Origin of the sequence: Actinomyces stomatis, assembly GCF_031292835.1 — a bacterium.
In the GTDB taxonomy this organism is placed as follows: domain Bacteria; phylum Actinomycetota; class Actinomycetes; order Actinomycetales; family Actinomycetaceae; genus Actinomyces; species Actinomyces stomatis.
In genome coordinates this window covers 136,508-150,085 of record NZ_JASPEP010000005.1, presented here as the reverse complement: position 1 = coordinate 150,085, position 13,578 = coordinate 136,508, and the positions used below count along the sequence as shown (strand labels likewise).

10 protein-coding genes are annotated in these 13,578 nt (G+C 68.0%); 4 read left to right on the top strand and 6 right to left on the bottom strand.

Annotated elements, in window-relative coordinates:
• Positions 1-556: 556 nt before the first annotated feature.
• Together RIV12_RS05175 and RIV12_RS05170 are read right to left on the bottom strand one after the other, a co-directional pair.
• The gene (locus tag RIV12_RS05175) at positions 557-2,119 is read right to left on the bottom strand and encodes an MFS transporter (protein ID WP_309322648.1); all 1,563 of its coding nucleotides are present in this window, start codon (positions 2,117-2,119) and stop codon (positions 557-559) included.
• The gene (locus tag RIV12_RS05170) at positions 2,116-5,286 is read right to left on the bottom strand and encodes a glycoside hydrolase family 2 TIM barrel-domain containing protein (RefSeq protein WP_309322646.1); all 3,171 of its coding nucleotides are present in this window, start codon (positions 5,284-5,286) and stop codon (positions 2,116-2,118) included. Before RIV12_RS05170 ends, RIV12_RS05175 begins: the two co-directional genes overlap by 4 nt.
• A gap of 251 nt (positions 5,287-5,537) precedes the next feature.
• Here RIV12_RS05170 and RIV12_RS05165 point away from each other — a divergent pair, with 251 nt between their 5' ends.
• A complete protein-coding gene (locus tag RIV12_RS05165; RefSeq protein ID WP_309322644.1) occupies positions 5,538-6,524 on the top strand; it encodes a LacI family DNA-binding transcriptional regulator in 987 nt (328 codons plus the stop codon).
• A 465-nt stretch (positions 6,525-6,989) separates the two neighbouring features.
• On the opposite strand, the gene RIV12_RS05160 is transcribed toward RIV12_RS05165, so the two are convergent.
• From RIV12_RS05160 to nrdF, 4 genes are all read right to left on the bottom strand, one after another.
• Entirely contained in the window at positions 6,990-7,847 is an 858-nt protein-coding gene (locus tag RIV12_RS05160) for a hypothetical protein (RefSeq protein WP_309322642.1), read from the bottom strand.
• Entirely contained in the window at positions 7,844-9,259 is a 1,416-nt protein-coding gene (locus tag RIV12_RS05155; RefSeq protein WP_309322640.1) for an LssY C-terminal domain-containing protein, read from the bottom strand. The genes RIV12_RS05160 and RIV12_RS05155 overlap by 4 nt, the downstream gene beginning before the upstream one ends.
• A gap of 169 nt (positions 9,260-9,428) precedes the next feature.
• A complete protein-coding gene (locus RIV12_RS05150; RefSeq protein ID WP_075419151.1) occupies positions 9,429-10,133 on the bottom strand; it encodes a hypothetical protein in 705 nt (234 codons plus the stop codon).
• Between the two features lie 110 nt (positions 10,134-10,243).
• Positions 10,244-11,218 carry a class 1b ribonucleoside-diphosphate reductase subunit beta gene (gene nrdF / locus RIV12_RS05145; protein ID WP_075419152.1) on the bottom strand — a complete coding sequence of 325 codons (975 nt, stop codon included), beginning with the start codon at positions 11,216-11,218 and terminating at the stop codon, positions 10,244-10,246.
• A 183-nt stretch (positions 11,219-11,401) separates the two neighbouring features.
• On the opposite strand from nrdF, the gene RIV12_RS05140 reads away from it, so the two are divergent.
• The 3 genes from RIV12_RS05140 to RIV12_RS05130 are packed head-to-tail and all read left to right on the top strand — an operon-like array spanning position 11,402 to position 13,571.
• Positions 11,402-11,977: a TetR family transcriptional regulator gene (locus tag RIV12_RS05140; RefSeq protein ID WP_309322638.1), complete on the top strand. Its 576-nt coding sequence runs from the start codon at positions 11,402-11,404 to the stop codon at positions 11,975-11,977.
• On the top strand, positions 11,974-12,798 hold the full coding sequence (locus RIV12_RS05135) for an ABC transporter ATP-binding protein (protein ID WP_309322636.1): 825 nt from the start codon (positions 11,974-11,976) through the stop codon (positions 12,796-12,798). Before RIV12_RS05140 ends, RIV12_RS05135 begins: the two co-directional genes overlap by 4 nt.
• Complete coding sequence (locus tag RIV12_RS05130) at positions 12,798-13,571, top strand: ABC transporter permease (RefSeq protein WP_309322634.1); 774 nt, start codon at positions 12,798-12,800, stop codon at positions 13,569-13,571. The genes RIV12_RS05135 and RIV12_RS05130 overlap by 1 nt, the downstream gene beginning before the upstream one ends.
• Positions 13,572-13,578 lie beyond the last annotated feature (7 nt).

Sequence of the window (13,578 nt, the reverse complement as noted above, 5' to 3'; positions counted from 1 at the left end):
GTCATGTATCAATCTCAGATCACTACGGTCGAGGTAAGCCTAGCCTTAGACGATCTCATCACCAAAGACTCACGTTTATCACGCTCGTGTGGGATACAGCCCAGTTTCTCCGGTCACACCGGCCCGCGCCACCCCGGGGCGGTACCGGCCGACGACACCGCGGCGCTCCTCGGTCTGGCAAGCATGCGCTCCTGGATGGCTCCGGAAGGGACGGTGGGGGTGGGGCAGGACATTCAGGCCGCGGGCGAGTCCATCGCGGCCCAGCCACCCGCGCCGCGGGAGCCACCGCCCCATCGAGGACTTACTTTCGGTACCAGGACTGCGTTGTCCCCCAGATGACTGCGGGGAGATCCCAGTAGCCTGGAGGACAACGCAGTCCTCGATCGGAAAGTACGTCCTCGGTGGCGACGCAGGCGACGACAACACGACGGGCGGCACGCCGACAGAGAAGAAACTCCGCCTGCGCACCGCCCCGGGAAGGAAGGTGGGGGCGAGGGCGCGCCATCCGCGCACCTCAGTCTCGCCCCCACCCACGAGTCGAGCCGCTCGCGCAGCCTCAGCTCGTCGAGCCTCCGCTCTGCGCGGCGCCCGAGCTCCCGGCATCGCCACCGGCGTCGCCATCACCGACGGCGTCGTCGGCCTCACCTAAAACCACGGAGCCCCCGCCGGTCGCCCCGGCGCCGACCTCCACCTCGGCCCGCGCGTCGGCCTCCTCCTTGAGCCGGGTGTTGACCTTCTCGACGTCGAGCCGCATGAGCAGGAAGAGGATGAGCGCGTTGGCCGCGAGCGGCAACCACACGTACATGACGTAGATCATCTGGATGGCGGACTCCGGCTGGACCTTGAGGTTCCCGTCGTACCCGGCGGCGGCCAGCAGCCACCCGGAGATGGCCGCGCCGAGCCCGCCACCCACCTTCACACCGAGCGAGGTGCAGGAGAACATGAGCCCGTCGATGCGCTTGCCCGTGCGCAGCCAGGTGTTCTCCGAGGCCTCGGCGATGAGGGCGTTGAGCGTGCCCTGCAGCGAGCTCATACCCAGAGCCGCGACCCCGGAGAAGAACAGCATGAGCGCAAGGCTGTCCATGTAAGCGGCCACGAGTACCCCGAGCCGCCCCAGGGTCGCGATGACATAGCCGATGATGTTGATCCGGTACATGCCGCCGAAGCGACTCACCACCAAAGGCGTGATGAGGAGCCCGATCATGAGGGGAACATTGATGGACCAGGCGAAGGTCTTCAGCAGGTCCGCATCGCCCAGCACGTACTTCATGAAGTAGATGCCCATGTTGAGCATCGCCGTGAAGATCTGGGTGAGGAGGAAGACGATGAGAATAATGAGGTAGTACTTGTTGGACACGAGAATCTTGGCCGACTCCCCCACCGAGAGCTTGTCCTCCTCGGGCTCCTCCTCACCCACGAGCTCCTCGGGCGGCAACTCCTTGACCGAGAGCACCGAGAGCGTGTTGACCCCCAGGCCGAGCAGCGCGTAGAGGATCGCCATCGTCCGCCAGCCGCTCGCGCCGCCACCGAACATGGCCACGCCGCCCACGGTGGCGCTCTGGATGAGCAGGTTCGTCCCGAAGGCGAACATGAAGCGGATGGAGCCCATCTGCACACGCTCGGCCCCGTTGCGGGTAATGAGTGCGGTCAGCGAGGAGTAGGCGATGTTGTTGGCCGTGAAGAAGACGGCATTGAGCAGCGTGTAGGCGATGAAGAACCAGGCGTACTTAGCAATGTTCCCCAGACTCGTGGGGATCGCGAAGATCGCGATGATCAGGATGGCACAGCCCACGAACCCCCACAGCATCCACGGGCGGGCCTTGCCCATCCGCGTGTTGGTGCGGTCCAGCAGCGCCCCGAAGATGAGGTCGGAGAATCCGTCGAAGATGCGGGAGACCATCAGAAGCGTGGCGACGACGCCCGCATTCAGCCCGACGGTGTCCGTCAGGTAGATCATGACGAAGGAGGTCAGCAGGACGTAAACGACGTTGCCGGCGACGTCGCCCGATCCGTAGCCCACCTTGTTGTACCACTTCAGGTACTTCCTCTCGCTGGCCGCCTCCAGTCCGATTCCTGCTGCGGGGGCGCCGGTCTTCTTGCCGGCAGAGTCGCTGCTCATGGCTTCACCTCGTTGTGAGTGCTGGCGTGGGTGATGAGGGGGTTGAGCAGGAGATGGAGCTCCATCCCCAGCTCCTGGCTGTCGACCTGGTAGCGGGGCCGCAGGGCGGGCCCGCAGCTGTTGGATCCGATACCGGCCATGGCGGCGTCGAGGCATAGGACCGTGCTGCCCGACGGCGTCAGCTCGGTGTTGCGGCGGCGCGCAGCCAGTTCCTCCTGCGTGTATCGGGAGGCGTTGAAGGAGAAGGGGGTCGGCCCGACAGCGGCCAGGCTCAGCCCGCCTCCGGAGAGGACGACCTTGTTGCAGTCGGCGTGGCTGCCGTTCTCCTGGGGCCTGATGTAGTCCTCGTGGAGGTCGACGACCTCGGCACTGAAGGCCCCGTGGTAGCTGGCGCGGTGCTTGTCGATGTAGCTCTCCTGCGGGCCCAGGCCGTAGTAGTCGACCTGGTTCATGGACTCGGGCAGGAAGAGGCGCAGTCCCAGGCGCGGCAGGCTCGGGAAGCCCAGCGTCCGGCGCAGTCGCAGGCTCAGGCTCAGGACGCCGTCGTCGGCGAGGGTCCAGATGAGCCGTCCGTGCAGGGCCGGCTGGACCGAGGGCGCCACGAGGCCGACGTCGGCGCTGACGGTGACCCGACCGGGCTCCTCATCGACCTCGACGCCGTAGGCGCGGGCCACGGCCTGGTGGTAGTGGGCGCGCTCCCACTCCAGGCGCACGTGGCGGTCGTTGTCGGTGGGCGCCCGCCAGATGTTGAGCTCGACCGGGCGGTCCAGGAGCTCGCGCCCCTCGGTGGACAGAGAGCCGGGCAGACCGGTGCGCGTGTCGATGGCGCAGCTCAGCCTGTCGCTGTCGATCTCGATCCGAGTGCCCTCACGTCTGACCGGAAGTCGGGTCTCACCGATGGGGCGGTTGGCGAGCGCGGCGACCCACCGGTGGCGCCTGTCGGCGTTGCGCAGGGCGATCTCGTCGAAGCCCAGGACGTGACCGGCGGCCAGCAGCGAGTCGGGGCGCGCGAGCCGGTAGGTGACCAGCAGGTGGCAGCGGCCGGTGGGCGGGACGCTCGGCTCGCAGCGCAGCATGACGCTCGTGTGCGGCGGGACGGGCTCCACCAGGTCGAGGTCCTCACGGTCCACGACGACGCCGTCGCACCGCACCTCGTAGGAGATGCGCAGGTACTGGGACAGGTCGGTGTGGTCGAGGTCGTTGTGGATGGTGAGCAGACCCTCGTCCTGGTCGTACTCGATGACGCGGGCGGGGCGCTGGACGTTCTTGAGCTCGGCCAGGCCGGGGTGGGGGACACGGTCGGGCGAGACGAGCCCGTCGACACAGAAGTTGCCGTCATGGACGGCCTCGTCGTGGTCGCCTCCGTAGAGGTGGACCGGCCGGCCGTCATCACTGGTCCCGGCGGTGACCGCATGGTCGCACCACTCCCACACGAAGCCGCCGCACATGCGCTCGTCGGCTCGGATGATCTCCCAGTAGTCCTCGAGGTCGCCGGGGCCGTTGCCCATGGCGTGGCAGTACTCCACGAGGATGAAGGGCTTGTCGGGGTCGGAGTCCAGGTAGTCGCGGATCTCCTCGATGGCCGGGTACATGCGGCTGTACAGGTCGATGCAGGAGTAGTCGTAGCGGCGCTTGGAGTCGCGGTAGTAGGAGCTCTCATAGTGGGTCAGCCGCGTGGGATCGAAGTCCTTGACCCAGAAGAGCGCCGCCTCGAGGGTGCAGCCGTAGGAGCACTCGTTGCCCGCGGACCAGGAGATGATGCTGGGGCGGTTCTTCTCGCGGTGGACGCACAGCCTCATGCGGTCGACGGTGGCCTCGGTCCACTCGGGATTATCGGCGATGGGCTCGTTCCAGTGCTCGACCTGGTTGTCCCAGGAGGGGTCGGCCAGGAACCGGCTCTGGGTGCCGTGGCTCTCGTTGTCGGCCTCGGACATGACGTAGAAGCCGTGCTCGTCGCACAGCTGGTAGAAGCGCGGATCGTTGGGATAGTGGGAGCTGCGCACCGCGTTGATGTTGTGCTCCTTCATCAGGCGCAGGTCCCACAGCATGTGCTCCAGGTCGACGACGGGGCCGGTGGCGGGATCGGAGTCGTGCCGGTTGACACCGCGCAGGGTAATGGGCCGGCCGTTGAGGCGGACGACGGCGTCACTCACCTCGACCTCGCGGATGCCCACCCGGTCGGTGATGACCTCGTCGGGCGTGGTGATGACCAGGGTGTAGAGGTAGGGGTCCTCGGCGCTCCACAGGTAGGGGGCCTCGACGGTGAGCCGGGTCCGGTGGGTATAGCCGTCGTCGCCGGCGAAGGGCTCCAGCTCACCGGCGGCCACCACTGCACCGTCGTGGTCGACGAGCTCGACGGAGGTGGGGACGGGCCCGCCCCGGTAGGCGCCCTGGATCTTGATGAGGGCGGTGGACGGGCCGGCGTCGAAGCCGGTTCCGACCACCGGGCCGAGCGAGGTGGTGGTGACATAGTCGAACAGGACGGCGGCCGGACGGCTCAGGAGGTAGACGTCGCGGAAGATGCCGCTGGTGCGGAACTTGTCCTGGTCCTCCAGGTAGGTGCCGTCGCACCACTTGAGCACCAGGACGGCCAGACGGTTGGCGCCGGGGCGGACGAGCTCGGTGACATCGAACTCCGCGGAGGCGTGGGAGACCTGGCTGTAGCCGACGTAGGTGCCGTTGAGCCACACGTAGAAGCAGGAGTCCACGCCCTCGAAGGTCAGGTAAGTGCTGGGGGCGGCGGGGTCCGGGGTGTACTCGAAGTCGCGGATGTAGGCGCCGCAGGGGTTGTCCTGAGGCACGTGAGGCGGGTCGAAGGGGATGGGGTAGCGGACGTTGGTGTACTGGTGGTGGTCGTAGCCCAGGTGCTGCCAGGTACTGGGCACCTGAATCATGGTGAAGCCCTCCGGAACGGCGGCAGGGCCCTCCTCGCGGTGCTCGTCGTCGGTCTCGGGGGCCTTCTCCTCCCAGAAGGGCTCGGTGAGCTCGTGGATGCTGGGCAGGTAGCGGAAGGCCCACTGACCGCTGAGCAGATGGAAGCGGTCGGAGTCCTCCCGCCTCCAGGGGCTGGTGGCGATGGGTCGGGATGCGGGCACGTAGTAGGAGCGTGGCGGCAGCGTGTGTTCATGGAGGACGTCGAGGTCCTCGAAGTGTCTAGGAACGATCATTGTTCGGCTCCCCAGGGGGTTGACGGGAACAGAGGACGCGCAGCAGTGCAACGCCTGCTTGTTGACGTCAACATAGTAGATGAGATCTGCTCCAGTGAGGCAGATCTACCCACAAGATTCTGGCCCCACCGACCTCAAAGGCGGATCGATATGGTAACGTCATCACATCGTCAGGATGCGGTTACCCCTGACAATCCTGATAACCTCGCGTCATGCTAGGGCAGAGCCGGGGCGCGCAGGGAGCGCCGTCGATGAGCGACGTGGCCCGCTTGGCCGGCGTCTCGGCTCAAACGGTGTCGCGCGTGGCGGCGGGCTCGGAGCACGTCCGGCCCGATACCCGCGAGCGGGTCCTGCGCGCGATGAACCAGCTCGGCTACTCCCCCAACCGCGCAGCTCAGGCCCTACGCCGCGGCTCCTTCAAGACGATCGGCGTACTGACCCAGCAGATCCAGCGCACCGGGGAGGCCCTGACCACCGCGGGCGTGCTGGAGGCCGCCACCGCCGCCGACTACGCCGTCAACCTCGTCCAGGTGGAGCACCCCGCCTCCAACGACCTGCGCGAGGCCGTCTACCGGCTCTCCCACCAGGCCATCGATGGGCTTGTCGTCGTGCAGGCAGGGCGGGCCGGACGCGAGCAGCTGGTACTGCCCCCCTCGATGCCGGTGGCGGTCTCGGACTCCACGCTCGTGGACTACTACCCCTCGGCCAGCGCCGACCAGGTCGGCGGGGTGCGCGACGCCGTCGGACACCTTCTGGAGCTGGGGCACCGCACCGTCCACCACGTGTGCGGGCCCGAGGACTCCCAGTCCAGCCTCATCCGCAGAGCCACCTGGGCCAGGACCCTGCGGGAGGCGGGACGGGAGGTTCCCGAGCCGATACCCGGCGACTGGGAGGCCGCAGCGGGCTATGAGGCCGGCCTGCGCCTGGCCGCGGACCCGGAGGTGACGGCCGTCTTCTGCGCCAACGACGAGCTGGCCCTGGGCCTCATCCGGGCCATGCACGAGCAGGGAAGGCGCGTGCCCAGCGACGTCTCAGTCGTCGGCTTCGACGGACTGGCGGTGGGCGAGTACAGCTTCCCGCCTCTGACCACGGTGCGTCAGGACTTCAAACGGCACGGCCACGAGATGGTGGACCTGGTGCTGGAGCAGGCGGCCTCCGGGCCCCTGGACGGCAGCCGCAGCATCATCATCCCCACCGAGTTCCTCGTGCGCGGCTCAACCGCCCCGCCGACCGCCTGAGCGCGGTCCTACCTCCCCACCAAACGCCCGAGCGCCGCCCGGCTTCCTTGTCTCCTGACTTCTGACGCATGTGACTGTTCTGGCCTCTCAGGCGGGAGCACGGGGGGCGGGGCAGTTGTTCTGGAGGCGACGGCGGGCCGAGGGAAGCGGCCTGTCGGGTCGCCGGTGTCCATGGTGCTGACATCAACCCCGCACAGGCGCCGCACCCCGAAGAGGAACCGCGGAATTCCAACGATCCTCAAGGAGTCCTTCGACGGCAGGCTCGTTGATGTCAGCGCTGTGGACACTGGGCGGCCTGCGGGATCAACTACGCCGAACCTTGGCGGCGATGCCGGGCTCCCCCACCTCGGGGCCGGGCATTGTCATCCCAGGGCCGGGGCCTCACCTTCCACGGCCTGCCCCTGCCGACTCCTGCCCTGGGGCCAGGCGACGTCGGCCCAACCCGGCCCGCAGCCCACCCTCGTCTCAGCCGGCCTGCGGCAGGAGTATGGAGGCGCCCAGGGCGAAGGGGTAGCCGGGTTTGAGGATGCACTGGACAACCGGCTGCGCCATCTCCAGGACGCTGTCGGCGTCGAGGCCCTCCTCGCCGTTGGGACCGGCCTCGGCCACGAGGTCGGAGTAGGGGATGGTGAGATCGAGCAGGGCCATGCCGTCCTGGTGGGTGGCGGAGTCCCAGGCGCCGCCCTCCATTTCCTGCAGAGTCCCCAGATGGAAGCTCATGATGCCGTGGTCGTCGACCTTCGCGGGCACGGACAGGATGTGGTGCGGCTCGGGGTCGCGCGGCGCACGCAGGGTGAACAGGACGATGCCGCCGTCGCGGGCGGCGCGAAGCATGACGCGGCCGATGTGGATGCCGAAGCCGACGATGTCGAAGACCCCCTCCATGGCCTCCCCGTAGCTCAGCGGCGCCTCCAGGGGGATGGGGGCGCCCTCACCGGGGTCGTTGATGGCGCGGCGGCCCGACGGCGTGGCCGCCTTGAGCAGCAGGAGGCGGCCGGAATCAGTGAGGACGCCGGTCTCGACGCGCTCCTGCCAACCGGCCGGGGCCTGGGCGGGGCCGGGCTCGGACTCCACCAGCCCCATGCCCAGGACGGTGGACAGGTCGGTGCCGTCGGCGGGCCGGTGCCAGGTGATGGTGGCGTCGTCGTGCCAGATGGGGAGGACCCCGTTGAAGGGGATGCCGAAGCGCACGTGCTCGCGGGCGCCGTCGACGGGCCGGGACCTGTCGACATGACTGACATGGCTGGTGTGCCGGCCGGACCGACCCGCCGGCCCTGCGCTGCCGGCGCCATTGTCCTGCGGTCCTGCCAGGTACTCGCTCATGAGCCCAGCCTAACTGCCGCCCGGTCGCCCTGCGCACTCGCGCGGCCGGCGAGACGCTCCTCCTTGCGGGCGCGCTCCCACTCGTGGACCTGGCGACCCGAGAGCGCCAGCAGGGCCAGGACCTGGAGCGCACTGGTGACGACCAGACCAAGAGTCGCCTGCCGGACCCCGAGACTGGAGACCTGAGCCATGTCAGTGACAATGCCCAGGACGAGGGTCGCCATGAGGGCGATGCGGCCGCGCGGGTGCCCGCGCCAGGCCGCCACCCCGAGGGCTGCGGTCAGGAGCGTCAGGCCGGCGGACACCGTGGCGATGACGGCGACGACGGCGGTGACCACCGCCGGGTCCTCCTCGGGGATCGGGGCGGCCTCCAGCACCTGGGTGATGTCGATGTGGGCGACGCGCAGGATCTCAGCCGCGAGCATGAGCCCGATGAGCGCCAGGGCGATGACGAGCTGGCTGGGGCGGCGCCGTCGGGCCTCGAGGTCGGCCAGGCGGGCCTGCTGCAGGGAGAGCCCGGCGTCGGAGCCGGGGACCACCTCATTGAGGTCGAGCACATGGAGGGCGCCGTCGGTGACCACCCGGTCCCCTCCCCCATTCTTGTCGTGGTAGGAGGTGAAGAAGTCCGGCCAGATCTCCAGCTCGGCGGCCTCGCTGGCCCAGCGGACGTCGTCGACGACGTAGTTGCGCTCAATGTCGATGTCGGCGTCGATCTTGTGGGTGACCTGGAGGGTGAGGACGCTCAGGCCGACGGCGCGGTCGTAGGTGGCGGCGGCCAGCCAGTCCACGTGCCCGCCGCCGGGCAGCGACCAGCCGGGCGGGCAGTACCAGAAGCGGATGTGGTGGCGCTGGGCGGGGTTGCCTTCGACCTCCTTCTGGTAGGCGAAGCTCTGCTTGCGCCCGAAGAGCATGAGGTTGGAGACGGGGGCGGCCGGGTAGGAGCGGCGCAGCAGCGAGGAGATGACGATCCTCCAGGAGGTGCGCAGGGTGATGGGGTCGGCGCGCACCCAGCCGGCCGCGACCATCGCCTCGTGAATGTCCTCCTCGTCGCCCTTGACGGCGAGGTTGACCGGGTCGCCCAGGAGCCCGTCGGGGGTGCGGGTGCGGCCGATGAAGTAGTCGGGCACGTAGAGCCAGGTGAGGACCTGGTGGAGGCGCGGCAGGGCGAGGTAGGACAGGACCGCCCAGAACAGCAGCGAGTTGACCACGAGCGCCGCATCGAGGTGCCAGCCTGAGCCGATGAGCAGCCAGGCCAGCCACAGCGTGGCGACGGCGGCGATGGCGAAGAAGACGGCGTCGAGGACGTCATCGATGCTCCAGGAGCGGGCGTCGACCTCCGACATCTTGGACGGGCCGTCCCGGTAGACGGGCGGTGCCGTCGGGCGGGAGCGAGTCACCTCGGATGACGTCATGACAGCACGTTACCGAAGATGGGGGGGCGCCGGAGGCCGGCTGAACCGCCGCATGCCACTGCCTCACGCGCTGCCGCGTCCTTCGGACCCGTGGGAACGGAGGACGCGGCAGCCGGGGAACGACGTCGGCGGGGATCTCAAGGCCGCCGAGGGAACAGTGTCATCAGATCTACTTCAGCACGAGGTCCTGGGTGTCGGAGTAGGCCGGGTACTGCTTGCCGGACTGGATGCCCTTTCCGGCCTCGCGGTTGTATACGATGCTGGTGGTGCCCTCGGAGAAGGGCTTCAGTGCGCTCGACTCCGACACAGCGGCGAAGGCGAGCCAGCCCTCAACCTTCGTGGAGCCGGAGTCCTCGGAGTCGAAGGGCTCGAGACCGTCATCCTTCAGGTCGTCGGCCACCAGCGCTCCGTACTCGTCCGCCTTGCTAGTGGATTTCGTTTTGTCCTGGAGTGAGGTGGAGTCTGAGAGTGTGCTGCTGTAAGCGATGTCTCCACTGAATTCGAGCGTGCAGTGAAGCAGGTAGACGGTGTCTGACTCGTGGGTCTTCTTGTACTTCGGTGCGGCGTAGTCCTCGACCACCTTGTCGCAGGTCTGCGTGAGACCGATTTCCTCATCCTTGAAGGTCACCGGCTTGATGTTCTGAATTGTGGAGCCGGACTTGGTGGTCTCGCCACCCTTGCTCTTGGAGTCCTTGGCATCCTTGGAGTCCTCGGAGGGGGTGGTGTCCGAGGCGTCCGAGTCAGTCTCGGCGGAGCTGGTCGCGGAGGCGCCACCGGGTGAGGGCTGAGCGATGTCCTGCTCATCGCAGGCGGACAGTCCAACAGCCATGGCGAGGGCGGCGGCGACGGAGAGAACTTTGACGGAGGAGCGCATGGGAGTTCCTTTCTGGCGCGCTGGGAACAGCGAAAGTGTGCGCCGCACGCGCCATCTCCACCATGGGGAGCCCGTCCGGGGGAGCGCTCCCCGTCTCCGCCCGGATGCGCTCAGAAGTCCCAGTCCTCGTCCTGGGTGGCCTCGGCCGTTCCCATGACGTAGGAGGAGCCCGAGCCGGAGAAGAAGTCGTGGTTCTCGTCGGCGTTGGGGGACAGGGAGGCGAGGATCGCCGGGTTGACGTCGACGGCGTCGGCCGGGAAGAGCGCCTCGTAGCCCAGGTTCATGAGGGCCTTGTTCGCGTTGTAGCGCAGGAACTTCTTAACGTCCTCGGTCAGGCCGAGCTCGTCGTAGAGGTCCTCGGTGTACTGCTCCTCGTTGTCGTAGAGCTCCATGAGCAGGTCGAAGGTGTAGTCCTTGAGCTCTTGCTGACGCTCGGGCGAGGACTCACGCACGGCGAGCTGGTACTTGTAGCCGATGTAGTAGCCGTGGACGGCCTCGTCGCGGATGATGAGGCGGATGAGGTCGGCGGTGTTGGTCAGCTTGGCGTGGCTGGACCAGTACATGGGGGCGTAGAAGCCGGAGTAGAAGAGGAAGGACTCCAGCATGGTGGAGGCGACCTTGCGCTTCTCGGGGTCGTCGCCGCGGTAGTAGTCCAGAATGATGCGGGCCTTGCGCTGGAGGTTCTCGTTCTCCTCGCTCCAGCGGAAGGCCTCGTCGATCTCCGCCGTCGAGATGAGGGTGGAGAAGATCGAGGAGTAGGAGCGGGCGTGGACCGATTCCATGAAGGCGATGTTGGTGAGCACCGCCTCCTCGTGGGGGGTGCGGGCGTCCGGGATGAGGGAGACCGCCCCGACCGTGCCCTGGATAGTATCCAGGAGGGTCAGCCCGGTGAAGACCCGGGTGGTCATGTTCTTCTCAGCCTCGTTGAGGGTGGCCCAGGACTGCACGTCATTGGACAGCGGCACCTTCTCGGGCAGCCAGAAGTTGCCGGTGAGGCGGTCCCAGACCTCGAGGTCCTTGTCATCGGCCAGGCGGTTCCAGTTGATGGCCTGGACACGGTCGACCAGCTTGATGGGCTCGTGCATCGGTTTCCTCCCGGGGTTGGCTGCGCTGGCCTCATGCTACCGACGAGACCACCGGCTAGCAGTGACGCCCGACCGGTTGGCGACTGTGGTGCCCGCCGCGCTCCTGCCGTCGGGGGCTTCCGGACGGGAGGACGACCAGAGATGTTATTGACTCACACAATGTGAGTGACTAACATTTTTTACATGAGCCCACGCGCCTCCACCGCCGACCTGCTTCGGCGCACCGCACTGCGGATGTTCACCGAGCAGGGGTTCGACGCCGTCCCGGTCACCGCGATCGCCAAGGCCGCCGGGGTCTCTCACATGACCTTCTTCCGCCACTTCCCCACCAAGGAGGCCGTGGTGGTGAGCGACCTGTTCAATCCGCTCATCGCCGAGGCGGTGCGCGCTCAGCCGCAGCGGTGGCGGCCACTGACCCGAGCCGTGCGGGGCCTCGTTGCGGCGATGAGTCAGGAGTCGGCGCGCAAGGAGATGTCCTCCCAAGAGTTCCATGAACGCATTCGGCTGGCAGCCCTCACCCCGTCGCTGGCGGCCGCCGTGCGAACCGCGGGTCAGGAGACCGAGCGCGCCATCGCCGCGGCACTTGCCGCTCCCGGGGTGGACGACGCGGCGGCGCGGGCCGCGGCCGGAGCCGTCATGGGAGCGGCGAGCAGCCTCCTGCTCGCCTGGGCCGGCGAGAGCAATGCAGCCGACACCGGGGCGGCCGATGCGGCAGCAACCCTCAGTCGGGGTCTTTTCAGCCTGCTGGGGGAAGCATGAGCGGTACGGCACCAGCGGCCCTGGAGGTTGCGGGCGTCCACGTCGCCCTGCGGGGGAAGCCTGTTCTGCGCGACCTCAGCCTCTCACTCGCCGACGGCGAGTGTCGCGCCATCGTGGGTCTCAACGGCGCCGGGAAGACCACGGCTCTGCGCGTTATCCTGGGCATGCTGCGTCCCGACGCCGGCAGGGTTCTTCTGCACGGCCGCGACATCGCCTCCTCCCCCAGGGATGTCTGGCGGCGGGTGGGCCATCTGGTGGAGAGGCCCTTCTCCTACCCCGAGCTCACGGCTCGGCAGAACATCGAGGCGTCCATCCGGCTCCACGGCGCCGATCCTGAGCGCACCGAGCGGGCAGTGCAACGGATGAGTGAGGCGCTGGCGCTGACCGGTTGGCTCAATGCGCCCGCACGCCGCCTGTCACTGGGGACGCGCCAGAAAGTGGGGCTCATCGGCGCCCTGGCGCATGAACCGGACGTCGTCATCCTCGATGAGCCGACCAATGGGCTCGATCCGCTGGCGGTCGTCGGATTCAGGGATCTTCTGCGGGAGGTGACCGGGCGCGGCGGAACGGTGCTGGTGACCGGGCACCACTTCGATGAGCTCACGCGCATCGCGGACCGTGTCGACGTCCTGCACCGGGGGCGGATCATCGACACGATCGTGCCTGAGGAACCCGGCCGCCCCGGAGGCACCGACCTTGAGAGAGTCTTCTTCGACGCCGTCCTGGCGGCGGACCTGGCCGCAGACAGCACTGTCCTGGAGTCAGGGGCGGGGCCGGACGCCCGCACGGAGGCGAATCGCGAACGGACGGAGGTCTCCTAATGGCCATGGATCGCAGCACCGTCGGGGTCGTGATCGGTCTCGAGGCCCACAAGCTGGCTCGGGGCACGGTCGTGCGCGTAGCGACGGCGGCCGCCCTCGTTCTGGTCATGGCGACCACGGTCGGCGGGTATGCCGCCGCGATGCACGCCGGAGATACTGATCTGGGTCGAAAGGCCGCCTCAATGGTGACCTCGCCCGGCTGGGACGGCTACACGGCCCTGGGGGCGACGAGTGTGAGCGTAACGATGCTCCTGGCCGTGGGCGTGGTGATGTCATGGAGTACGGGGCGGGAGTTCGTCGACGGCACCGTCGTCGGCCTGTTCGCGATTCCGCCTCCCTTGGGCATCATCGCGGCGGCGAAGATGGCGGTGGTTCTGACCTGGGCGACCATCCTGGGAGCTGTTGAAGCAGGAGCGCTCACAACGGCGGGGCTGCTGCTCGGCCTGGGACCGGAGGGGGCCGCCGGGTGCTGCACGGCACTGATGCTCGTTGCCGCCCTGCTGGGCGCAAGCGTGCTGCCGGTCATGTGGGCGGCGACGCGGTGGCGCGGCTACCTGGCCGGTATCGGGCTCACGCTGGTGATCCTCGTCGTCGCCAATCTTGCCGCAGGGTTCGGGCTCGGTTCCTACGTCCCGTGGTCCATCCCGATCGTGTGGGCCTCGCACCAGACGGAGGTCAGCACGCCGTTGCTGGCGACACCGGTGATGACCGCCGCGATCGGCGCCTGGGTCACCCTCCGATCCTGGGACCGGCTCCAGCTGGGCACAGACTGACCGCAAT